The sequence below is a fragment of the Nocardia yunnanensis genome (assembly GCF_003626895.1).
In the GTDB taxonomy this organism is placed as follows: Bacteria; Actinomycetota; Actinomycetes; order Mycobacteriales; family Mycobacteriaceae; genus Nocardia; species Nocardia yunnanensis.
Genome location: NZ_CP032568.1, coordinates 542,241 through 564,488, shown reverse-complemented (window position 1 = coordinate 564,488; position 22,248 = coordinate 542,241). Strand labels below are relative to the sequence as shown.

At 67.6% G+C, this 22,248-nt stretch carries 22 protein-coding genes and 2 pseudogenes; 7 read left to right on the top strand and 17 right to left on the bottom strand.

Annotated features, from left to right (window positions below; all coding sequences use genetic code 11):
* Positions 1 to 3: 3 nt before the first annotated feature.
* The 6 genes and pseudogenes from D7D52_RS02600 to D7D52_RS39790 form a co-directional block, all read right to left on the bottom strand.
* On the bottom strand, positions 4 to 273 hold the full coding sequence (locus D7D52_RS02600) for a hypothetical protein (protein WP_120734881.1): 270 nt from the start codon (positions 271 to 273) through the stop codon (positions 4 to 6).
* Positions 270 to 2,099, bottom strand: a complete 1,830-nt coding sequence (locus D7D52_RS02595; RefSeq protein ID WP_120734880.1) for a fatty acid CoA ligase family protein — start codon at positions 2,097 to 2,099, stop codon at positions 270 to 272. Before D7D52_RS02595 ends, D7D52_RS02600 begins: the two co-directional genes overlap by 4 nt.
* The gene (locus D7D52_RS02590) at positions 2,096 to 3,007 is read right to left on the bottom strand and encodes a 3-oxoacyl-[acyl-carrier-protein] synthase III C-terminal domain-containing protein (protein ID WP_120734879.1); all 912 of its coding nucleotides are present in this window, start codon (positions 3,005 to 3,007) and stop codon (positions 2,096 to 2,098) included. Before D7D52_RS02590 ends, D7D52_RS02595 begins: the two co-directional genes overlap by 4 nt.
* Positions 3,008 to 3,018: 11 nt before the next feature.
* Complete coding sequence (locus tag D7D52_RS02585; RefSeq protein ID WP_120734878.1) at positions 3,019 to 4,071, bottom strand: 3-oxoacyl-ACP synthase III family protein; 1,053 nt, start codon at positions 4,069 to 4,071, stop codon at positions 3,019 to 3,021.
* Between the two features lie 384 nt (positions 4,072 to 4,455).
* Complete coding sequence (locus D7D52_RS02580) at positions 4,456 to 4,911, bottom strand: hypothetical protein (RefSeq protein WP_246024114.1); 456 nt, start codon at positions 4,909 to 4,911, stop codon at positions 4,456 to 4,458.
* Between the two features lie 6 nt (positions 4,912 to 4,917).
* Positions 4,918 to 5,031 (bottom strand): annotated as a pseudogene (locus D7D52_RS39790) (TetR/AcrR family transcriptional regulator); the annotation flags it as partial.
* A 349-nt stretch (positions 5,032 to 5,380) separates the two neighbouring features.
* Here D7D52_RS39790 and D7D52_RS02575 point away from each other — a divergent pair.
* Both D7D52_RS02575 and D7D52_RS02570 read left to right on the top strand, forming a co-directional pair.
* Positions 5,381 to 6,187, top strand: a complete 807-nt coding sequence (locus tag D7D52_RS02575) for a helix-turn-helix domain-containing protein (RefSeq protein ID WP_162958136.1) — start codon at positions 5,381 to 5,383, stop codon at positions 6,185 to 6,187.
* A 7-nt stretch (positions 6,188 to 6,194) separates the two neighbouring features.
* Positions 6,195 to 7,010: an MmyB family transcriptional regulator gene (locus D7D52_RS02570; RefSeq protein ID WP_120734875.1), complete on the top strand. Its 816-nt coding sequence runs from the start codon at positions 6,195 to 6,197 to the stop codon at positions 7,008 to 7,010.
* A gap of 239 nt (positions 7,011 to 7,249) precedes the next feature.
* On the opposite strand, the gene metG is transcribed toward D7D52_RS02570, so the two are convergent.
* Positions 7,250 to 8,806, bottom strand: a complete 1,557-nt coding sequence (gene metG / locus D7D52_RS02565; RefSeq protein ID WP_120734874.1) for a methionine--tRNA ligase — start codon at positions 8,804 to 8,806, stop codon at positions 7,250 to 7,252.
* 89 nt (positions 8,807 to 8,895) lie between these two features.
* Between metG and D7D52_RS02560 the strand changes: the two genes are divergently transcribed.
* Both D7D52_RS02560 and D7D52_RS02555 read left to right on the top strand, forming a co-directional pair.
* The gene (locus tag D7D52_RS02560; protein WP_120734873.1) at positions 8,896 to 9,723 is read left to right on the top strand and encodes a TatD family hydrolase; all 828 of its coding nucleotides are present in this window, start codon (positions 8,896 to 8,898) and stop codon (positions 9,721 to 9,723) included.
* A gap of 210 nt (positions 9,724 to 9,933) precedes the next feature.
* Positions 9,934 to 11,061 carry a resuscitation-promoting factor gene (locus D7D52_RS02555; RefSeq protein WP_120734872.1) on the top strand — a complete coding sequence of 376 codons (1,128 nt, stop codon included), beginning with the start codon at positions 9,934 to 9,936 and terminating at the stop codon, positions 11,059 to 11,061.
* A gap of 198 nt (positions 11,062 to 11,259) precedes the next feature.
* On the opposite strand, the gene rsmA is transcribed toward D7D52_RS02555, so the two are convergent.
* Both rsmA and D7D52_RS02545 read right to left on the bottom strand, forming a co-directional pair.
* Positions 11,260 to 12,141 carry a 16S rRNA (adenine(1518)-N(6)/adenine(1519)-N(6))-dimethyltransferase RsmA gene (gene rsmA, locus D7D52_RS02550; protein ID WP_120734871.1) on the bottom strand — a complete coding sequence of 294 codons (882 nt, stop codon included), beginning with the start codon at positions 12,139 to 12,141 and terminating at the stop codon, positions 11,260 to 11,262.
* 62 nt (positions 12,142 to 12,203) lie between these two features.
* Positions 12,204 to 13,397, bottom strand: coding sequence for a lipase family protein (locus D7D52_RS02545; RefSeq protein WP_120734870.1), 1,194 nt, complete (start codon positions 13,395 to 13,397; stop codon positions 12,204 to 12,206).
* A gap of 190 nt (positions 13,398 to 13,587) precedes the next feature.
* On the opposite strand from D7D52_RS02545, the gene D7D52_RS02540 reads away from it, so the two are divergent.
* Positions 13,588 to 15,093 carry an alpha/beta fold hydrolase gene (locus D7D52_RS02540; protein ID WP_162958135.1) on the top strand — a complete coding sequence of 502 codons (1,506 nt, stop codon included), beginning with the start codon at positions 13,588 to 13,590 and terminating at the stop codon, positions 15,091 to 15,093.
* 4 nt (positions 15,094 to 15,097) lie between these two features.
* On the opposite strand, the gene D7D52_RS02535 is transcribed toward D7D52_RS02540, so the two are convergent.
* Entirely contained in the window at positions 15,098 to 16,258 is a 1,161-nt protein-coding gene (locus D7D52_RS02535) for an alpha/beta fold hydrolase (protein WP_246023608.1), read from the bottom strand.
* Positions 16,259 to 16,409: 151 nt separating this feature from the next.
* On the opposite strand from D7D52_RS02535, the gene D7D52_RS02530 reads away from it, so the two are divergent.
* On the top strand, positions 16,410 to 17,177 hold the full coding sequence (locus D7D52_RS02530) for an SDR family NAD(P)-dependent oxidoreductase (RefSeq protein ID WP_120734868.1): 768 nt from the start codon (positions 16,410 to 16,412) through the stop codon (positions 17,175 to 17,177).
* 6 nt (positions 17,178 to 17,183) lie between these two features.
* Here D7D52_RS02530 and D7D52_RS38625 read toward each other — a convergent pair whose 3' ends face one another.
* From D7D52_RS38625 to D7D52_RS02520, 3 genes are all read right to left on the bottom strand, one after another.
* Positions 17,184 to 17,372 (bottom strand): hypothetical protein, encoded by a 189-nt coding sequence (locus tag D7D52_RS38625; protein WP_222932772.1) that lies wholly within the window; start codon positions 17,370 to 17,372, stop codon positions 17,184 to 17,186.
* Between the two features lie 61 nt (positions 17,373 to 17,433).
* Positions 17,434 to 17,640 carry an FAD-dependent oxidoreductase gene (locus D7D52_RS40270; RefSeq protein ID WP_222932771.1) on the bottom strand — a complete coding sequence of 69 codons (207 nt, stop codon included), beginning with the start codon at positions 17,638 to 17,640 and terminating at the stop codon, positions 17,434 to 17,436.
* A 17-nt stretch (positions 17,641 to 17,657) separates the two neighbouring features.
* Positions 17,658 to 18,296, bottom strand: a complete 639-nt coding sequence (locus D7D52_RS02520) for a TetR/AcrR family transcriptional regulator (RefSeq protein ID WP_120734867.1) — start codon at positions 18,294 to 18,296, stop codon at positions 17,658 to 17,660.
* Positions 18,297 to 18,384: 88 nt separating this feature from the next.
* Here D7D52_RS02520 and D7D52_RS02515 point away from each other — a divergent pair.
* Positions 18,385 to 18,850 (top strand): annotated as a pseudogene (locus D7D52_RS02515) (hypothetical protein).
* Here D7D52_RS02515 and D7D52_RS02510 read toward each other — a convergent pair.
* From D7D52_RS02510 to D7D52_RS02495, 4 genes are all read right to left on the bottom strand, one after another.
* The gene (locus D7D52_RS02510; protein WP_162958134.1) at positions 18,840 to 19,340 is read right to left on the bottom strand and encodes an LpqN/LpqT family lipoprotein; all 501 of its coding nucleotides are present in this window, start codon (positions 19,338 to 19,340) and stop codon (positions 18,840 to 18,842) included. The pseudogene D7D52_RS02515 and the gene D7D52_RS02510 sit on opposite strands and share 11 nt — an antisense overlap.
* Before the next feature lie 136 nt (positions 19,341 to 19,476).
* Complete coding sequence (locus D7D52_RS02505) at positions 19,477 to 21,717, bottom strand: heavy metal translocating P-type ATPase (RefSeq protein WP_120734865.1); 2,241 nt, start codon at positions 21,715 to 21,717, stop codon at positions 19,477 to 19,479.
* A complete protein-coding gene (locus D7D52_RS02500) occupies positions 21,714 to 21,908 on the bottom strand; it encodes a hypothetical protein (protein ID WP_120734864.1) in 195 nt (64 codons plus the stop codon). Before D7D52_RS02500 ends, D7D52_RS02505 begins: the two co-directional genes overlap by 4 nt.
* A complete protein-coding gene (locus D7D52_RS02495) occupies positions 21,905 to 22,111 on the bottom strand; it encodes a heavy-metal-associated domain-containing protein (protein ID WP_120734863.1) in 207 nt (68 codons plus the stop codon). Before D7D52_RS02495 ends, D7D52_RS02500 begins: the two co-directional genes overlap by 4 nt.
* Between the last annotated feature and the right edge of the window lie 137 nt (positions 22,112 to 22,248).

The following is a 22,248-nucleotide window of genomic DNA, read 5'->3' as shown; positions in this document are numbered from 1 at the left end:
CGCTCACGCGATTTCCTGTGTCTTCCACCAGGTGATGCCGAAGATCTGAGTCATGGTGGCCGTCTTGACCGGCGAATGCGCTGTTCCCGCCGTCGCTTTCAGCGCGGCCGGGATCTGCGCGGCGTGCACCACGAGGCTCAGGAACGCGTCGATCCAGAACACCGCCCGCAGCAGCCGGTTGGCGGGCGCGCGATCGCCCGCCGCCAGCAGCAGGCCCACCACCAGGTAGAGCCAGCCGAGCACCGGAATCGCCCGCAGCACAGTCACCTTCATCGTCCGTTGTCCTTTCCGAGCCGCTCCGCCGCCCAGACCGCGAGCTGTTCGCGGCCGATCTTGGCATTGTGGCGGATGTCGACCGGGAATTCCGGATGGAACAGGAACGTGGAAACCGGCGCGGTGACCTCGAATTCGGCCGCACGCTTGCGCAATTCGGCGATCAGCACCGTGGTGTCGGCGCCCGGCTCGGCTTCGACGCACAGTACCGGCAGCTGCGTGCCGCGCGAGCCCACGCCGACCAGCGCCGTGCGCGCCACCCCGGGCAGCGCGTTGAAGACCTGCTCCACCTGCACCGAGAACATCGGGCCGTCGACGGTCTGCAGACGCTGACTCTTGCGGCCGCAGAACCAGATTCGCTCCTCGCCGTCGATCCAGGCCAGATCGCCGGTGCGATGCCAGATCACGTCGCCGTCGTGGATCTTGCCGGCGGCGTTCGCCGATTCCGGCCAGTAGTAGCGGGTGCTCACATTGGGTCCCGACACCACCAGCTCGCCGATTCCGCGCGTGCCGACCAGCTCCGACTCGCGAGCCTCCGCCTGCGCCCAGGTGGGCAGCGGATCGTCGGTGATGGCGACCAGCCGCGCCCGTACGCCCTCGGCGGGCCGTCCGACGCAGGTGCCGTCCCCGAGCTGGGCGCGTTCGGCCAAACCGTCGAGCAGTTCACGGGATTCGATGGTGGACATGGGCAGCGCCTCGGTGGAGCCGTAGCCGGCGTACACCTCGGCGTCGGCGGCCAGCACCCGGCGCAACCCGGCGATGCACCAGTCCGGGACGGGAGCGCCGCCGGAGAAGATGCTGTGCAGGGTGGGCACGGGGGTGCGGTGCTGTTCGAGGTGGCGCAGTAGCGGGATCAATACCGCCGGTGAGGCGAACATGGTCCGCACGCCGAATCGGTTGAGCGCGTCCACCACGTGCGCCGGATCGGTGGAGCCGACCTTGCTCGGCACCAAAGGCGGTAGCACACAGCGGGATCCGAGCAGCATGTCGAGAATCCCCACGAGCGGCAGGGTGATCAGCGAGGTGCCTGGATCGACCCGGCCGCGCGCGGCGTGCACCTGCTCGAGCATGGCGCTGAGGTTCCCGTGCGTCATCTCGACCGCCTTGGCGGGGCCGGTGCTGCCGGTCGTGTAGGCGATGAGCAGCAACTCGTCGCCGGGGGCGGGCACCCGGTCACGCAGCGTGAAGGCATCGAAGGGAGCGCGGTGCTCGCTCGCGCGTGCCGCCCTGCGGGATTCCAGGGCCGCCAGCAGCTCCTCGAGCCGGGCGGCCGCCTTCGCGCCCCGCGGACCGGTGGTCGCCAGCTCGGACCGCAACCGGTCGCCGAGACGGCCCGTGGTCACCGGAGCGTCCCAGTCACGCAGCGTCGGGCCGCCCCAGAACCAGCGCGGGCCGACGGTGAGCGTCACCCGCACGGAACGGAAGTAGCGGCGGAACAGCACCCGCGCGGCATGCGCCTGCGGGATCCCGATGAAGGCCTCGGCGTCGGCGGCGCGCAGGCAGTTGAGCATCTTGCGCAACCCCATGCCCGGATCGATGACCACCGGCACCGCGCCGATCTTCAACAGCCCCAGCATGATCGCGTACAGCTCCGGGCTGGGCAGCACCAGCACGATGGTGCGGGTGCCGCGGCCCACCCCGGCGGTGATCAGGTGCAGGCCGATGGTGTCGGACCATTCGTCGAGCTCACGGTAGGTGAGATGGCGATAGTCCGGGAGGCCGGAGGCGGTCTTGCCCGCGGGGTAGAACACCGCCTCACGGTCCGGATCGGCGGCCACCACCGCGCGGAAGCGGTCTATGGCCTGCCAATAGGTCGCGGAGCTCACGCCGCGGCTCCGGCGAGGGCCGGCAACCGGTAGACGACGGCCGCCGCCGATGGGCCCGCACCGGCGGACACGAACAGCACATCGCGGTAAGGGGCGAGCGAATCTGTGTCGGCGGCAGCGTGATACGCCAACGGCAGGGAGGCGGTGTGGGGATCGCCCTGGGTGAGGTCCGGGGTGAACACCGCCTCCGGCGCGATACCGAGTTCGGCGGCCAGCCGGGCTGGGAAGTCCGCGTCCGGCGTGGACGCGATGAGGGCGGTGGCGGCCTCGTCGATATCGCTGCCCGCCAGCGCCGCGCGGGCGGCCTCGGCGGCCACGGCCAGCAGCCGGTCCAGGTAGTCCGGCTCCCGCTCGACGGTCATCAGACCGCGGCCGCGGTCGCCCATGGTCTCGACGTCCACGTAGGACTCCAGACCCGGGGTGCCCGCCGCCGAGCGGGTGATGACCCGGCCGAAGCCCTCGGGCGCATCGGTCTGCTCCAGCAGCAGTGCCGCACCCGCTGTGGCGTAAGGGAATTCGTCGTCGGCGGCCGCGCGGGTCAACGACGGATGGGTGTCACCGGAGACGATGAGCACGTGGTCGGTGGTGCCGGTGGCCAGCACCGCCTGCGCCACCTGTACGGCGTTGAGCACGCCGGTGCCCGCGTTCATCAGGTCGAAGGAGAACGTGCGCGGGTCCTCCTTGACGTAGTCCAGCCCGATGCCCGCTGCCTTCTGGATCAGCGCCGACACGGCTGGCTCGACGGTATTGCTGTCGCGGAAGACTCCCGCGTTGATCATGACGCCGACCTGGCCGGGCTCGATGCCCGCGCTCTCCATCGCCCGCCGCGCGGCCCGGCCGCTGAGCTCCACGATGCTGAAAGTGTCGGTGTCCCGGCCGATTCCGGTGGATTTGATGCGCACGCCCATGTTCGTAGACCTCAGACCTTCAGCGACGAGATGGTGGTGGACAGGAAGCCGCCGACCACGCCGGAGGCGGCCGGGATCATCAGGATCTTGGATCCGGACGCGATGGCCTGCTGGCTCAGCTGATCGTGCAGCACGATGAAATGCGAAGTGCTGGAAGTGTTTCCGTACTTCTCGATGACATTCAGGTCCGGCGGCATCGGGTGGCCGAACTCGCGTTCGGCGATGGCGTTCATGAACGGAATCGCCGCGGCGCCGAACTGGTGGTGAATGATGTAGTCGAAATCCTCGTCGGCGAAGGTGATTCCGCGCTGCTCCATGAAGTTGCGCTGAGTGTCGGTCCACAGCAGGAACCGGGCCTCGTTGTGCATCTTGCGATTGTCGGTGTAGAGCGCCACGCCATTGGTCTTGTCGCTGGGCATGCCCAGGCACAGGTGCGAGAACTCCGAGGCGGTGGTCAGCTCGATGTAGTGGATCTTGTCGTTGTCGTCGACCGCCTCGTCCAGCACCACGCACGCGCCCGAGTCGCCGACTGTCAGGGACGCGAATTGCAGGTCGTATTTACTGGAAATCTCGTTCACGGCGGTTTCCGCAATGGGGGTGATCGCTTCACCGCTGACCACTATTCCGCGTTTCACCGCGCCACTGCGAATCATTCTGTCGAGAATGTAGACGCCACTCATCATGCCCGCGCAGGCATTCGAGAGATCGAAGGCGATGACATCGTCGCGAGCGCCGATCGCGCGGCCGATGGCGCCGGCGAAGGACGGCTCCATGTACATCCGGGTGCCGTGCTTCGAGCGCGTGATGGAGGTGGAGATGATGACGTCGAGATCGCCTGCAGCATAGGATGACCTGGACAGACTGTCCTCGACGGCCTTCATGGCCAGGACGAAGGAATCCTCCCGGCTCTCCGGCCGGGTGTCGCGGAAGCGCCGTTCCTTGACCCCCGTGATTCGTTCGAGATCGAACTCGGGGACCTCCTTCAATTGCGAAAGCAATTCTGCTGTGGTGACACGCTTCTCGGGCAAATAGGCGCCGATGGACTCGAATCGAGATTGCGGCACGGGGAACTCCTGAAACTAGGAAGAAAGTGATCGTCAAGCTCGGATGAGATGAGGCTACCCGAGGGTAACTAGCTTGGGGAACTGGAGCGTTCCGGATATCTGTCTGAGACGAATCGTGAACGCTTGCTTAGTGTTACGGCTGGTGTCGCCAAAATTTTCGGGCCAGCCGTCGTCGGGATACGCGGTCTGAAATGGGTGAATCTCATTGGCCGCGGGCGGCAGTCAACTTCTGGCTATCTCGCGTTATGTGTCAACGGTATGGCACACGGATGACCAATCGGGGCCCTCGCTGTGAGTGACTTCACCCGGGGGAACCATCCGCCCGCCCGCTCCGCGGCCGTGGGGGCAAACTGTCTGAGCGACAGTGCATTTCGCTGGAATCGGTTATGCACTTCGCCGAGGCCGAGGCCGAGGCGGCAGGCCCAGCACCGCGACCACGAACTCCACGAACAGCGGCGCCAGCTCGGGCACCCGGTGCGCGCCCTCGGCCACGATGACCCGGCGGGTGCGCTCGCCGATCGCGTCGGGGATCAGCGCGAACAGCGCATCGGTGATCACCGGCAGGCTCGGATCCGTGGCGCGCGCCTGCGCGTAGAAGACCCGGTACAGATCGGCGAACCGATCCACCGCCAGATCCCGCAGCGCCACCGACTCCTGATCCACCTTGAACGCGTCCACCAGCATCAGGCGCGCGAAATCCGGTTCGGACGCGACGGTTTCGCAGAACGTCACCACGATCGACTCGATCCGATCGTGCGCCCCCGCATCGGTCGGCAACTGTGCCAGCTCCTCGGCGATCCGCGTCGCGATGATGTCCGACCCCGTCCGCACCGCCTCCACGAAGCAGTGCTCCTTATTGGAAAAGTGCTCATAGAACGTACTTCGCGAAACCCGAGCCCGCGCAACGATATCCGTCAACGTCGTAGCCCCGTACCCCTTCGTCTCCACGCACTCCACCATCGCCTCGATCAACCGCCCCCGCTGCGACGTGAGCACAGCATCCCGAGCAGCCCGATGCCGCTCATCGAAGTTGGTGCGCTGCAAAGTATTCCCATTCGACCGCATCCATACCTCCGTCACTGACCCACATCCACTTCAGATCGCCATTATCAATCCCCTGCCCGCCGGCGCCGGGGGCGGTATTGCGGGCGCGTGACCTCAGTTGCCGGTGCGGAGTAACCCGGTGCAGCCTCCGGCAGCGCGAGGATCCGTACTCCTCCGTAGGCTTGCCCTACCGAAAGGTCTGGTTCAGCCGCCCGGCCGGTCGGTAGTAATTCGCGGGGAGATTGCTGAAGGGATGGACGGATAGGTGGTCGGAGTGCTGGACCTGGTTCCAGAACAGCCCTTGGTCGGGCTGTACATGCGGTACCGCCGCGAGGTGCTCGGCATCACGCAGGAGGAAGCCGCTCGGCGCATGTACATCAGCGTCTCGCTGTACCGGAAGCTGGAGAACGGCGAACGGGCCATGTCGGCCGAGCGCCTCGAGGACTGGTGTGCCGCCATGGACGCGCCACTGTGGTTGCTCGAGAAGATGATCTCGCTGGCCATGCCGAAGGTCTCACGGCTCGCCATCGGCGCGTGGCCGCCCCAGCTGCGGCAGGAGGATCTCGATCACCTGGAAGCGCTGCCGTTTCCCGCGTACTTCCACAGCTTCCCCGAACTCGACGTGCTCGGCGCGAACGCGGCTGCGCGCGCGGCGTTTCCCTGGCTGATCCCGGCGAGTCCCGACGCCGATCGCCCGGTGAACCTGATCGAGCAGTTCCTGACGGTGCCCGCCGTGCGGGAGATCGTCGTGAACTGGGAGACCGTGGTGCGCCGGGTGCTGTTCACGCTGCGCGTCATGTCCCCGGGCGTGGTCGCGCCCGAACGGCTGGCCCAGATAGTCGACACCTGCCGAGCCAATGCCGACTTCGACCGGCTGTGGTTCTCGGGCATGAGCGAGGAGCTGTTCAACGACTCGCTGGTGCTGGTACGCCATCCCGTCACCGGTGACCGGATGGCCTTCACCATCCGCTCCTACAACCCTTTCCATCCGCAGAACTGCGACTACCAGCTGTTCACGCTCACACCGCGGGCGCCCGGTACCCCGACCGTCGACCCCGTCGCGATCGGCTGAGGATCTGATGTCGTCTTCGAATTCCCCTCGGATCGGCGCGCTTCCGGAACAGCCTGTGCTCGGCTATTTCATGCGTCACCGGCGCGAGAGCCTCGGCCTGACCCAGGAAGAAGTGGCGCGGCGGATGTTCGTGAGCGTCTCGCTGTATCGGAAGCTGGAGAACGGTGAGCGGCCGATTTCCCCGGATCGGTTGGCGGACTGGTCCGTTGCGATGGAAGCGCCGGAATGGCTGATTCGCAAGATGGTGTCGGTCGCCATGCCCAAACTGACGTCGGTCGCGGCCGGAGTGTGGCCGTCCGCCCTGCGCGAAGAGGACATCGAGCACCTCGAAGCGCTGCCGTTCCCGGCGTTCTACCACCGCATTCCCGAATACGACGTGCTGGCGTGCAATCAGGCTGGGCGTGCGGCCTTTCCGTGGCTGGATCCGGACCCGAACTCGGACCAGCCCACCAATGTGATCGTTCAGATGATGACGGTCCCCGAAGCGCGTGAGGCTCTGATCAATTGGGAGTTGATCGTCAGCCGTCTCATCTTCGTCCTGCGGGTCAACAGCCCCGGCACCGTCGCGCCCGAACGCCTTGCCCAGATCGTCGACGCGTGCCGGGTGAACCCGGAGTTCGAACGGTTCTGGGCCACCGATATGCGAGAGGAGGACTGGAACGACTCGCTGGTTCTGGTTCGCGACCCGGAGACCGGTGGCCGCATGGCCCTGACCATGCGCTCCTACAACGCCTGGCATCCCGACAACTGCCCCTATCAGTTGTTCATGCTCACGCCGCGAGCCTCTCCGACCTCCTCGGTCGAGCCCGGCACCGAGGGCTAGCACGCCGCCGGGCGAGCAGGTGCCCCAATTCGTGCCGCTTGCCCGGGTTGACCGGGTGGGTGGGGGACTGGATGCTGGTTCGGCGAGATCAACTGCTGCCCGGTCCGGATTTTGCGGATCGGGCAGTGGTGTGTTCGCAGCGGTCCCGTCCGATGGTGGAGGTCGGAGGGGAGTTTCCATCCGCTCGGCGGGTGACTCGGTGGCCGCCCGCCGAAGGGGGGCGGGCGGCACCGGAGTTCTTATTTGGGGGCGATGTACTTCGGGAAGACCACCTCTGGTTGCGGGAGGGGGGTGCCGGGCCGCAGGGGGGTGGTGAGGGTGGCGAAGTCGCGGTCGGTGACGGCGAGCAGGTCGAGGATCTTGCCCGCGGAGGCGGGGATGACCGGCTGGACCAGGGTCGAGACGATGCGCAGGACCTCCATGGTCACGTAGAGGATGGTGCCTTCGCGGGCGATGTCCTCGGGGGTGCCGGATTTGGCCAGCGTCCAGGGGGCCTGTGCGGAGAAGTAGCGGTTGGTCTCGCCGAGGGTGAGCCACAGCTGTTCCAAGCCGAGATGGATCTGCTGCTGGTCGAATTCGGCGCGCACGGCGTCGAGCAGGTTGCCGGCGCGATCCAGCAACGCCTTGTCGTCCGCGGTGAACTCGCCGGGGGTGGGGACGACGCCGCCGAAGTCGCGGGCCACCATCTTCAGGCAGCGCTGGGCCAGGTTGCCGTACTCGTTGGCCAGATCGGAGTTGATCCGGCCGACGATGGCGTCCTCGCTGTAGGAGCCGTCCTGACCGTAGGAGATCTCGCGCAGCAGGAAGAAGCGCACCGCGTCCAGGCCGAAGGTGTCGACCAGATCCATCGGATCGACCACATTGCCGACCGACTTGGACATCTTCTCGCCCTTGTAGTTCACGAAACCGTGCACGAAAACCCGCTTGGGCAGCTCGATTCCGGCGCTCATCAGGAACGCGGGCCAGTACACGGTGTGGAAGCGCGAGATGTCCTTGCCGATGATGTGCAGATCCGCCGGCCAATACTTCTGGAACGCCGCCGAATCGGTGTTCGGGAAGCCCGCGCCGGTGAGGTAGTTGGTGAGCGCGTCCACCCACACGTACATGACGTGCTCGGGATGCCCGGGCACCGGCACACCCCAGTCGAAGGTGGTGCGGGAGATCGACAGATCCTTCAGCCCGGCCTTCACATACGAGACGATCTCGTTGCGCCGGGTCGCGGGCGCGATGAATTCCGGCTTGGTCTCGTACAGTTCGAGCAGCTTGTCCTGATACTTCGAGAGCCGGAAGAAGTAGTTCGACTCCTCGGTCCACTCCACCGGGGTCTTGGTGTCGGTGGAGATGCGGGTGCCGTCCTCGAGGACGGTCGTCTCCTCCTCGGTGTAGAACGCCTCGTCGCGCACCGAATACCAGCCGCTGTAGGTGTCGAGGTAGATGTCGCCCGCCTCGACCATGCGATTCCAGATGGCGGCCGACGCGGCCAGATGATCCTCGTCGGTGGTGCGAATGAAACGGTCGAAGGAGATGTCGAGCGCCTTGTCCATGGCCTCGAAGACATCGGAGTTGCGCGATGCGTACTCCTGCTCCGGCAGCCCGGCGGCCTTGGCGGCCTGCTGCACCTTCTGGCCGTGCTCGTCGGTGCCGGTCATATAGAACACATCGAAACCGTCCAGCCGTTTGAAGCGGGCCAGGGCATCGGAGGAGATGTACTCGTAGGCGTGCCCGATGTGGGGATTGCCGTTCGGGTACGCGATGGCCGTGGTGAGGTAAAAGGCGGGGCGTTCGGATGCGCTCATGGTGCTGTCTACTCTATCTGCGTGTCCTTCGTCGCTCGCGTGAATATCCCCGTGGCAGGTCGTGCCCCCCGTTCGTCCGGAGTGGCGGCATGAGCGGCCGCCGACCCGCGCCCGAGCCGCCGCAGCCGCTGTCGCCGCTCATCGACGCGCACACCCATATCGACGCATGCGGGGCGAAGGATCCGGAATCGGTTGCGGCGCTGGTGGACCGGGCGCGCGCGGTCGGCGTCCGGGAGATCGTGACCGTGGCCGACGATCTGGCCGCCGCGCGGTTCGCGGTCCAGGCCGCGAACTGGGACGACCGGGTGTACGCGGCGGTCGCGCTGCATCCCACGCGCGCCAATCACCTCGACGATGCCGCCAAGGCCGAACTGGAAGCGCTGGCCGCGGATCCGCGCGTGGTGGCGGTGGGGGAGACGGGCCTCGACTACTACTGGCCCGGCAAGCTCGACGGCTGCGCCGGTATCGAGGATCAGGTCGAGGGTTTCCGCTGGCATATCGAGCTGGCCAAGCGGCTGGGCAAGCCGCTCATGATCCACAATCGTGAGGCCGATCACGACCTGCTGGCCGTGCTGCTGGACGAGGGCGCCCCGGAAACCGTGATCTTCCACTGCTTCTCCTCGGACGCGAACATGGCGAACGCCTGCGTGGAGGAGGGGTATGTGCTGAGTTTCTCGGGCACCGTCAGTTTCAAGAATGCGCATGAATTGCGCGAGGCCGCGAAACTCGTTCCGGACGAACTGGTTCTGGTCGAAACGGACGCGCCGTTCCTGACCCCGCATCCGTTCCGGGGTGCGCCGAACGAGTCGTACATGCTGCCGTACACCGTGCGCGCGTTGGCGGAACTGCGTGAACAGGATCCGGTGCAGCTCGCCAAGATCACCACGGCGAACGCTCGCCGGGTTTACGGAATCTGATCCGCCGCACCTTTTTTCGTGTTCGCACGATTCCTGTGTGTTCGCGACACGAGTTGTACTCGTGTGGCTCGGCTCACTATGATCTGCCGCGATCGTGATTTACCTGCGGTTCGATATCGGGTCGTGATTTCCGTACCCGCAGTTCCGCCGGTAGTGGTTGTCAATCCCTGACCCCCTCGTTATCGTACTGTGACCATGCCGGGATTACCGATGCACGCACTGACGAAGCTCAACTCGTCGCGTTCCCCGTTGCTGTACGGGGCCATCGCGGCGATGCTCGTCACGCTCATCGTCGGCGCGGGGGTGGCCATCATGAGCAAGAAGCAGGTCACCGTGGTGGTCGACGGCGCGAAGATCGTCGAGAGCACCATGCGCGGGGACGTGCGCGGCGCGCTCAAGGACGCCGGCTACGCCATCACCAGCCGCGACGATGTATCCCCTTCGGCCGGAGCGCATATCGGCGACGGGGCCACCATCACGCTCAACCGGGCCCGCGAGGTCGCGCTCATCATCGACGGCACCCCGTCCAAGGCGTGGACCACCGCGCTCACCGTGGCCGAGGCCATCACCAAGCTGAACCTGCCCCCCGACGTCTTCACCTCGCCCGCCCGGCCCAGCCCGCTGCCGCTCGAGGGCGCGCAGCTGCTGGTGACCAATCCGCGCACGGTCGAGTTGTCCGACAACGGGGTTCCCGCCTCGCTGGTCCGCCTCGCCGCGCCGACCGTTGGTGAACTGCTGCAGGTGCAAGGCCATCCGCTGGTCAATCAGGACTTCGTGGAACCGGCCGCGAGCACCCCGCTCACCGAGGGCATGAAGATCACCGTCACCCGCAAGGTGGTGACCAATCGCACCGAACGGGTGCCGCTGGATCCGCCGGAAAACATCATCGAGGATCAGACGCTCAATATGAGCCGCACGATCGTCGAGAATCCGGGCGTACCCGGCACGCAGGACGTGACTTTCGCGGTCTCGGTCGTCAATGGCAAAGAGGCGGGCAAGGATCCGATCAACTCGACCGTGATCGTGCCCGCCCAGCCCAAGACGGTGCGCAAGGGCGCCAAGCCCGGCACCGAGGTGCCCGAGGTGCAGAACGGCGCCACCTGGGACGCCCTGGCCAAATGCGAATCCGGCGGCAACTGGGCCATCAACACCGGCAACGGCTTCTACGGCGGCATCCAGTTCGACCAGGGCACCTGGGAACGCCAGGGCGGCACCCGCTACGCGCCGCGGGCGGATCTCGCCACGCGCGAGGAGCAGATCGCGATCGCCTCGGTGACCCAGTCGCGTCAGGGCTGGGGCGCCTGGCCCGCCTGCACCGCGCGCCTGGGCATCAGCTAGCCGAGAGTTCGGCGGCAAGGATCAGCTAGCCGCGACTCGGCGGCTGACGCAGCTAGCCGCGAACTCGGCGGCGAAGGCAGCTAGCCGCAAGCTCGGCGGCGGACGCGGCTTTTCGCAAGCTCGGCGGCCTCTCGGGTCGAGAACGCCGTCAGCGTTGCTGGGTGAGTGGCCCGGCAGCTTCGCGAGACGAGCGGCCTCTCAGCTTTGCTGGGCGAGGCGGACGAAAGCGGCCGTGTCCAGGGTTTCGCCGCGGGCTGTCGGGTCGATTCCGGCTGCGACGAGACGCCTTTCGGCTTCGGGGGCGGAGCCTGCCCAGCTTGCCAGGGCGGCGCGCAGGGTTTTGCGGCGTTGCGCGAAGGCGGCGTCGGCGACGGCGAACACTCGCTGGCGGAACGAATCGTCCTGGGGCCACGGGGATTCGGGGAAACGGTCGATGCGGACCAGGCCCGATTCGACCTGCGGCACCGGCCAGAAGATCTGGCGGCCAACGGTTCCCGCGCGCCGGACGGTGCCGTAGAAGCCTGCCTTCACGCTGGGCACACCGTAGATGCGGCCGCCGGGGGTGGCGGCCAGGCGGTCGGCGACCTCCAGCTGCACCATGACGAGAGTCGTTCGGATGCTGGGGAATTCGGCCAGCAGGTGCAGCAGCACCGGCACCGCGACGTTGTAGGGGAGGTTGGCCACCAGCGCGGTCGGCTCGGCGGGCAGGTCGGCGTGGGTGACCTTCATGGCGTCCATGGGCACCACGGTCAGGCGCTCGGCCAGTTCCGGGGCGCGGGCCGCGACCGTCTCCGGCAGATGCTGCGCCAGCGTCGGGTCGATCTCGACGGCGATCACCCGGTCCACCACGTCCAGGGCGGCCAGGGTCAGCGAGCCCAGGCCGGGGCCGACCTCGAGCACGATGTCGTCGCGGCCGACGCCCGCGGTGGCCACGATGCGGCGCATGGTGTTGGCGTCGTGGACGAAGTTCTGCCCGAGCTGCTTGGTCGGGCGGACGCCGAAACGCTCCGCCAGCTCACGCACCTCGGCGGGGCCCAGCAGGGCGGCTTTTCCACGACCGGCGACAACGGGTTCGGACATTCTGAAAAACCTATCAAGCTGGGTGAATCGACCGGCACTCAGGACACGGTCGGGTCGGTCACTCAGGACACGGTGGGGGCGGCGAAGATGCGGTTGGTGAAGTCGTCCATGGCCGCCCACATCTGCGGGTTGAGTTCGGTGTGCCCGCCGGTGCCCAGCACCGAGCCGAAATCCACCCCGTTGGCCGCGAACTCGGCCATCAGCGCGGCGTGCAGCGGTGACGGCACGGTGGTGTCGGTCGCGTTGATCAGCAACAGGATCGGCGCGTCGTAGCCGCGGGTCGCCACGATCATGTAATCCCGCAGCACCGCCGGAAACGGTCCCTCCGACAGCGGACGCGACAAAATCGCCCCGGTGTCCACGCCGGCCATGCGGTCGGTGAGCTCGTCGAGGCAGTCGTACCGAATGCTGTCGAGCAGTTGCCGGCCGTACTCGGTGAGATAGCTGTCGACTTGCGCATCGGGCCGGGTCGCGCGAATACCGACCAGAATCGACGTGAAGAAGGCATTGGTGTCCTGCCCCGTCGGCCCGGGCAGCGCCGGCACCCACGGTCCGGCGATGGGCAGCACCTTCTCCACGTCCGAGGCCGGGTCTATGGCGATGGTGCCGCGGAAGTCCAGCTCCGGCGCCGTGCGCACCTGATAGCTCGAACTGCCCAGCGCCGCATGCCCACCCTGCGACGCGCCGCTCACCGCCCAGGTGCGGGAGAGTTCGGGCCGCGCGGCGCGCGCCGCCTTCACCATGTCGATGGTCGCGCCCGCCTCGGTGCTGATCTCCAGGTACGGATGCGGCCCGGTGTCGAACACGCCGAGCCCCACATAATCCGGCGCGACCACCGCGTAGCCCTTGGACAGGAAGAACCGCATGATGGCGTCCTCCTCGCGGCGGCGGTAGGGCAGCACCTCGCGCTCCGGATCGGCCTGGCAGCCGCAGCGCGGGCCCAGCCCGGTGGTGCCGTGATCCCACGCCATGATCGGCCAGCCGCCCGCGGGCGGCTGGCCCGACGGAACGAACAGCGCGCCACTGGCTTTCACCGGCTCACCGCTGGAGCGGGTGGTCCAGTATTCGACGGCGGACCCGCCCCACAGGTTGTGCCAGCCGTCCGGTTCGGTGGTGGCGGTGATCAGAGTGCCTGCCGAACCGGGTTGGGACGCCGTGAATTCCGGGGGCGCCGCGTGTGCTGCCGGGATGCCGGCCAGCGCGCCGGCGGTCAGGGTCGCGGCCAGGATGCGCGTGAACGCGGCGGTGATCGGCATTCTTCCTCCGGCGGCAGGGTGACGGTGGGATCGAGGCAGTCTACCGAGATGTTCGCCAGAGATTTGCCGACGGGGCGGCCCTGGGCGTGGCGTGCGCGCGTGCCATGCCAAATCCGCCAGCTAGCACCGTTTTTCACCGATGATCCGGGTAGCGTCGCCCCTCGGGAACTACGACCTCGAAGGAGAGTGCATGCCGGCTCGGCGGATTCGACGGCTCGTCCTGGGCGCCACCCTGCTCACCGCGGCGGCCGCGCTACCCGCGGGGCCTGCGAACGCGGATGCCGCTGGGCTGGACCGGTTCTACCATCAGTCCCTGGAGTGGACATCGTGCGCGGACGCCACCCTCGACGCGGCCGGTGCGCAGTGCACGGGCGTCCGGGTGCCGCTCGACTACGACAATCCGGGCGGCCGCACGCTGACCGTCGCCATCTCCCGGATCGCCGCCACCGACCCGAGTCGCCGGCGCGGCATCCTGCTGTCCAATCCCGGCGGGCCGGGCGGGCAGGGCCTGCGCTACACCAATGCCGTCGCCACCATGCTGACCCCGGACGTGCGCGCGCAATACGATCTGATCGGCATGGACCCGCGCGGTGTCGGTCGCTCGGATCCGGTCAGCTGCACGATTCCGGTGCCCACCATGCTGTTCTCGGCGGGCTTCGACCTCTTCGGCTCGGCCCGCGACACCGCCGTGGCCGCCGCGCTGGCCACCGCGTGCGTGGGCACCGACCCGGAGAAGGCGCGCCACATCACGACTCGCAACACCGCGCGCGACATGGACGTCATTCGAAGCGCTTTCGGCGAGTCGAAGCTCAACTTCTACGGCGCGTCCTACGGCACCTACCTGGGGTCGGTGTATCTGCAGATGTTCGGCGAGCACGCCGACCGCATGATCCTGGACAGTCCCATCGATCCGGATCGCTACTACGTCGGCCTCTACCAGGACATGGGCCCGATCAACGAGTACGCCCTGGACGACTGGGCGGCCTGGGCGGCACGCCACGACGACGAATACCACTTCGGCGCCACGCCCGAACAGGTGCGCGGCTTCATCGAGGACCTGATCCGCCGCTCGGCCGGGCACGAGATCTACGGCAGCGGCTATCTGGTCGACGAGCACACCATTCCCATGATGTTGCTGGCGCTGCTGACGAATCCGCAGATGAATCAGAATCTGGCGGAGGTGGTGCAGATGCTGGACTCCGGGGTGTCGGGCGGGCCCATCGACATGGACCAGATCAAGGCCCGGATCGTGGCCGCGGTACCGCTGGACGCCTCGGCCATGGCGGCGATCATGTGCGGTGACAAGGCCGCGCCACGCGATCCCGCCTGGTACTACGCCAATGTGGACGCGGCCCGCAAGACCCAGCCGGTGTTCGGGGCGTTCGCCAACAACATCACCGCGTGCGCGTTCTGGCCTGACCCGGTCGAGCCGCCCACCGAAATCCACAATGCGGCAACGGTTTTGATCGTGGCCAATGTCCACGACACCCGCACCGCCTATCAGGAAGGGCTTGCGCTGCACGGTGATCTGACCGGCTCGCGCCTGATCACCTTGGCGGACACCAGGGTTCACGGCGCGATGCGGCCGGGGTTGAGCCCGTGCGTGATCGGTATCGTGAACACCTACCTCGACACCGGTGTCCGGCCCGCGGACGACGTGACCTGCGAGCCGGACTTCTCCTGGTTCCCCAGCTGAGCGATTACGGCCGCGCGGGCGTGGCCAGGATCTTGTCGCTCCACGCGCCGATGGCATCCCACATCTGCGGGCTCAGCTGGGTGTGGGTGCCGGTGCCGACCACGGTCTGGAAATCGACGCCGTTCGCGGCGAACTGGGCGGCCAGCGCGGCGTGCAGCGGTGACGGCACGGTGGTGTCATTGGTGTTGAGCAGCAACAGGATCGGCGCGTCGTAGCCGTTGACCGGAACCTCCATGTAGTCGCGCATGGCGGTCTGGAAGACGGGGTCGTTGAGCGGGCGGGAGAACATGTCGCCGATGCCCATGCCGTCGACGACCTTCATGATGTCGGCGAAGCACAGGCTCTGCGAGGCGTCGACGGCCTGCTTGCCGCGCGGGGTGAGGTAGCTGTCGACGTCCGCCTCCGGGTGGGTGGCGCGCAGTCCGGCCAGCATGCTGACCACGAAACCGTTGACCGCGGTGCCGGCCTGGCCCGGGATCGGGGGCACCCAGGGGCCGACGAACGGGGTGATCTTCTCCAGATCCGATTCCGGATCGACCGCGACGGTGCCGCGGAAATCGAGGTCGGGGGTCTGGGTGGACTGCAGGTGCGCGGTGCCCAGCGCCGCCTGACCGCCCTGCGAGAAACCGATCACCGCCCAGGTGCGCGACAGCGCCGGATTGGTGGCGCGGGCGGCCTTGACCAGGTCGACGGTGGAACCGGCCTCGGTGCTGATCTCCAGATACGGGTGCGGGCCGGTGTCGAAGCGGCCCAGGCCCAGGTAGTCGGGGGCGACCACGGCGAAGCCCTTGTTCACGAAGTACTGGATGATCTCGTCTTCCTTGGGACGGCTCATCTTCGAGGTGTCGGTCTGGCCGCCGCAGCCCGGACCCATGCCGGAGGTGCCGTGGTCGTAGGCCATGATCGGCCAGCCGCCCGCGGGCGCCGGGCCCTGCGGAACGAACAGTGCGCCACTGGCTTTCACCGGTTCGCCGTTGGAGCGCGTGGTCCAGTAGTCGATGATGGTGCCGTTGGCGAGGCCGCGGAATCCGGCCGGCGCGGGGGTGGCGGCAATGGTGGTGCCCGCCGGATCGGCGTGGGCCGGGCTGCCCGGCATCACCAGCAGGGCACCCGCCGACGCTACGGCCGCGGTGAAAATCCGCGTCCGCCAAGCCACCAACCGCATGAATCCTCCATCAGGTTTTCCCGACCGAACGACAGTTATGTTTCGGGGCTCGAGTTTATCGATTTGAACGATGGTCCAGTATGGGAACACTCTGGCAATCAGCGGGTATCAACCCATTGACGCGCCCTGAAACTTGTTCTAATTTCTCGCCATGTCGCGCAGATACGAAGGTCGTCGAGTCATTGTCACCGGAGCGGGGTCGGGCATCGGCCAGGGCGTTGCCCTGCGACTGCTCGAGGAGGGCGCGCGACTCGTCGCCGCCGACGTCAACGAGTCCGGGCTCGCGGCCACCGTCGACGCCGTCCCCGCCGAGCAGCGGGAGCGGTTGCACACCCTCACCCTCGACATCTCCGATCCCGACGCGGTCCGCACCGCCACCGCGCAGGCGCACGAATTCCTCGGCGGCCTCGATGTTCTCGTGAACGCGGCGGGCATTCTGCGCGCGGCCCACACCCACGACATGCCGCTGGAAGCCTGGAACCAGGTCATCGGCGTCAACCTGACCGGCACCTTCCTGATGATCCAGGCCAACCTGCCCGCACTGATCGACTCCGGCCACGGTGTCATCGTGAACTTCTCCTCCACCGCGGCGTTCGGCTCCAACCCCTACATGGCCGCCTACTCCGCCTCCAAGGCCGGGGTCAACGCACTCACCCATTCGATCGCCCTCGAATACGTGAAAAAGGGCCTGCGCGCGGTGAACATCGTCCCCGGCGGCATCAGCACTGGCATCACCTCCGGCCTCGAACTCCCCGCCGACGCCGACTGGACCCTCATGGCCCGCCTCCCCGGCTGGATCGAAGGCGGCGCCCTCGGCAAACCCGAAGACATCGCCGGCGTAGTAGCCATGGCCGCCTCCGACGACGGCCGCTACATGACCGGCACCGAACTCCGGGTCGACGGCGGCGCCCTCATGTAGCGATGGTCAGTCGGGCGGCCGAGTCGACGACAGCAGGTCCGGATAGGCGCTCAGCGGCATCGGTGAACCGCTCGCACTCCAGGCCAGATGCGCGTCGGGCCGCACCAGCATCGGCTCGGGAACGTCGGCGACCAGGCGGCTGACCGCCGCGCCCAGCTGTGGGGGCGGCGTCGCGTCGCGACCCTGCTCGGGCACGAGCAACGCCCACCTGCCGCAACACCACAAACTCCCCGCGGGCCGTCATGAAAGGTGATGCTCAACGAAGCGATACTGCGCCGCGGCAGATCCCTGAGTGCGTCGAGCCGATCCAACACCTCCGCCCCCGCGGCTGCAACGCCAGCGCCCGCGAGCTGAGCGCAGGCCCCGCCGCCGAATCGACCAACCGTACCTCGACCTCCCACTGCCGCAACCCATACGCCAACGCCAACCCGGTAGGACCGGCACCACAAACAACGATGGTCATGAAAACCCCCTATCCTGTCAGCGTCTCACACGGACGTCCCCACGGTGCCGCAGATAAGCGGCAAGCAGGTCGACCGTTTCGTCCTCCAGTCGTTGCGCGGGAACGGGATTCGACGCGGTCATGAGCCGATGGACCATCGATTCGATGGTCACCACGACCACACGGGCACTCAAACCAGGATCGGCGACCGCCACTTCGGGGTGGTTCTCGAGGACCGCCGCGACCAATGTGACTGCCAGCTCTTCGGATTCGTGCAGGCGGGCGAGGAGGCTCGGTGCTCGCGGCGCCTCCTCGAACAGGACGCGGTGCAGCCGCGGGTCGTCGCGATGGTTGTCGATGGTGGCCCTGACGATCAGGCGGAGGGCATCGTCCAGCGGCGGGGGGAGGCCTGCCGCGAGGCGTTCCTGGTACAGCGCGGCGCCCGCCTCGAGGTGCCGATCCATGAGGGCCCGCAGAATGGCGTCCTTGTTCGGAAAGTACCGGTACAGCGAGCCGATCGACACGCCCGCACGGTCGGCGATGCGGTTGGTCGTGCCTGCGCCGTAACCGAATTCGGCGAAAACCTGAGCAGCTGCGTCGAGGACCCACTGGCGCATCTCCGTGGAACGTTGCTGTTGGGGCTGTCTACGTGGCTGAAAGCGATCGGTGGGCGCCATCTGGTCTTCTCTCGAAAAACGCGAGTAGTCGGCGACCCGATCATTCCACAGAATTAGGTGACCCTAACGGCAAGATCGAGGAAAGTTCATGCGCACCATCGAGATTCAGAGCGAACTGCCGGTCGACGCGCACCGCGTCTGGGCGGCAATGTTGTCCCCGGCCACCTTCCTGTACGTCTGCCTACGTCTGCCGCGGACTGATCGGCATTCCGGCGCTACGCGGCCGCACCGACCGCTTGCGGGTCGGCGAACGAGGCACGGCCTGGCTCTTCGCCTTTCATGTGCTGCCCGCTTATCGGCACACCATCGAGGTGGTCGATGTGGACGAGGCCGCCGGTACGATCCGCACCCATGAATACGGCGGCGTGATCAAGACCTGGAACCACACCCTCCACGTGGAACCCGTTGCCCCCGACCGGTGCCGATACAGCGACACCGTGGAAATCGACGCCGGTCGCCTCACCGCCCTCGTCGCACTCCTGGCGGCGAACATCTACCGCTATCGTCACCGGCGCTGGCGGATGCTCGTCGCCGGCGGGGTGGTCAGGCGGTGATGGAGAGGCCCTCGAGGAGGGTGGTGGGGGCGGTGCCGTCGCTGTCGGTGCGGGTGGTGATGGTGAGTTGGATCAGGTATTGGGCGGTGGGGGAGGTGACGACGATGTAGCGGTTGTAGGCCCAGAGGGTGAGTTGTTCGACCACGTAGGTGCCGGTGATGCCGGCGGAGGGGTAGCCGTCGAAGTCGGCGGTGTCGGAGTCGAGGTCTTGCCAGCCGGGGAGCTGGCGGGCGTCGGCGAAGGCGTGGGTGAGCAGTTCGCGGGGGTCGACGGCGGGGGTGAAGGCGGCGACGAGGAGGACGGCGTTGTCGGCCCAGCCGTTGACGGGGGGCTGGGTCCAGACACCGTAGGAGCCGGGGAACATGCCGGCGGGGACCTGCTGCCAGCCCTCGGGGACGCCGACGGTGACCTTGGGGGCGCCGGGGGCCGCGGGATCGACGGGGGCGGCCTGGACCTCGGCGGCGGCCAGGTATTCGGCGATGGTGGTCAACGGGACTCCTCGCGGGGGACGGCGGTTGTCACCGCCATTCAACACGATGCCGCGGCCGGCGAACCGACGGTGGTCGGCCGACGAGGGCCGTTCGGACAGGTGGTCCGAACGGCCCTCGCGCGAGGAGTGCTCCGTGTCATCCGCGGAATCGGCGCAGCCGCAAGCTGTTGCTGACCACGAAGACACTGGACAGTGCCATGGCCGCACCGGCGAGCATCGGGTTGAGCAGGCCGGCGGCGGCCAGCGGGATGGCCGCCACGTTGTAGCCGAACGCCCAGAAGAGATTGCCCTTGATGGTGCGCAGGGTGGCCCGCGACAGCTTGATCGAGGTGGGCACGGCCCGCAGGTCGTCGCGCACCAGGGTGAGGTCGGCGGCCTGAATGGCCACGTCGGTGCCGGTGCCCATGGCCAGGCCCAGATCAGCCTGGGCGAGCGCGGCCGCGTCGTTGACGCCGTCGCCGACCATGGCGACCACCTTGCCCCGATCCTGCAACTGCTTGACCACGTCCAGCTTGTCGCTGGGCAGCACCTCGGCGATCACCTCGTCGATGCCGACCTGATCGGCGACGGTGCGGGCGGTCGCCGCATTGTCACCGGTCAGCAGGACCGGGGTGAGCCCGAGCGCCTTCATCTCCGAGATCGCCTGGGCGCTGGTGGCTTTCACCGCATCGGCGATGACCAGCACGCCGCGCGCCGCGCCGTCCCAAGCCACCACGATCGCGGTCTTGCCCGCCTGCTCCGCCCGGAACTTGGCGTCTGCCAACGACTCCGGCAGCACGATCGACCAATCCGCCAGCAGCTCGGTGCGTCCGATGACGACCGCACGCTCCCCGACCAGGCCCTGCACGCCTTTGCCGCCGTGGCTGACGAACTGCTCCACCCGCTCGGTGTCCAGTCCGCGCTCGGCCGCACCGGCGACCACGGCCTTGGCGACCGGATGCTCGGAACCGTGCTCGACGGCCGCGGCCACCGACAGCACCTCGTCGGCCGTCACTCCGTCGGCCGGAATCGCTTCGGCCAGCGTCATTTTGCCGGTGGTGACGGTGCCGGTCTTGTCCAGCACGACCGTGTCGATGCGGCGGGTCGACTCCAGCACCTGCGGACCCTTGATCAGGATGCCCAGCTGCGCGCCGCGCCCGGTGCCCACCAGCAGCGCGGTGGGCGTGGCCAATCCGAGGGCGCACGGGCAGGCGATGATCAATACCGCCACCGCCGCACCGAAGGCGGTCGCCACGGCCGCGCCGGTGCCGAGCCAGAACCCCAGCGCCGCCACCGCGATCGCGATGACGATCGGCACGAACACGCCAGCCACCCGATCGGCCAGCCGCTGCACGGGGGCCTTGCCGTTCTGCGCATCCTCGACGAGCGCGGCCATCTGCGCCAGCTGGGTGTCCGCGCCGATGCGGGTGGCGCGCACGGTCAGCAGACCGCCCGCGTTCACCGTCGCGCCCACCACCTGATCCCCGGGACCGGCCTCGACGGGCACCGATTCACCGGTCAGCATGCTCATGTCGAGCGCCGAACTGCCGTTGACCACCACGCCGTCGGTGGCGACCTTCTCGCCGGGCCGGACCAGGAACTCCTCGCCGACCCGCAATTCGCCGATGGGAACACGGGTTTCGACGCCGCCGCGCAACACCGCGACATCCTTCGCGCCCAGCTCCAGCAGGGCGCGCAGCGCGGACCCGGCCTTCTCCTTCGAACGGACCTCGAAATAGCGGCCCGCCAGAATCGCCGTGATCAACGTCGCGGCGACCTCGAAGTACAGCGCCGAGGACGAATCACCGCGCTCGATGGCCAGACTGAAGGGATGCTTCATGCCGGGCAGGCCCGCGGTGCCCCAGAACAGGGCGTACACCGACCAGCCGAAGGCGGCCAGAGTGCCCAGCGAAATCAGCGTATCCATGGTCGCCGCACCGTGTTTCGCGTTCACCCACGCGGCCCGATGGAACTGCGAGCCGCTCCAGAACACGACCGGCGCGGTCAGCGTCAGCGACAGCCACTGCCAGTTGGTGAACTGCAACGCCGGGACCATCCCCATGGCGACCACGGGCACGGCCAGCGCCAATGTCACCAACAGCTTGTGACGCAACAGATCTGCGGCCGACGGCGCGGAATCCGTCTCGGCGGCTTCGCTTCTCGCCGGCGCGGTGTGGTGCACCGCGGCCGTGTATCCGGTATCGACCACCTTCGCGATCAACTCGTCCGGCGTCACCGACTCCGGATAGCTGACCTTCGCCTTCTCGGTGGCGTAGTTGACCGACGCGCTCACACCGTCCATGCGGTTGAGCTTCTTCTCTATCCGGGCCGCGCAGGAGGCGCAGGTCATCCCACCGATATCGAGTTCGATCGAACGCTCGGGCGCCGGGGCGCTCATGAGTGACCTCCTCCGTGGTGGGCGGGCGCACCGGTGGAAACCGGTGCGCCGGTGGATGTTCCGGTGTCGGTGAGCTGCGCGGGGTGATCCACGCCGGCGGGGTCCCCGACCAGGGCGCCGATCCCGAACGCGGCTGCGAAAAGGATGACCAGTCCGCCGCCGAAGGCGGCGAACCGCAGTCGATCGTTCACCTGGCCACCTCGTAACCCGCTTCGTCGACGGCGGCGATCACCTCGGTGTCGGCGAGCGGGGCGGCGGACTCGACGGTGACCAGACCGCTGGCGAGATCCACGTCCACGCTGGTGACGCCGTCGATCTTGCCGATCTCCTTGGTCACCGCGCCGACGCAGTGGCCGCAGGTCATGCCGGTGACGGTGTAGGTGCTGGTGGCCATGACGGTCTCCTCGAAATCGTTGATTCGCTACGTGGCTGTTCAATACGGTGCGGGGGTATCCCCGACATCCAGAAACATACCCCCCATGGGTACCCAACGCAAGTACTCGAACGGCAAATCCGTGCACTAGGCTGTGC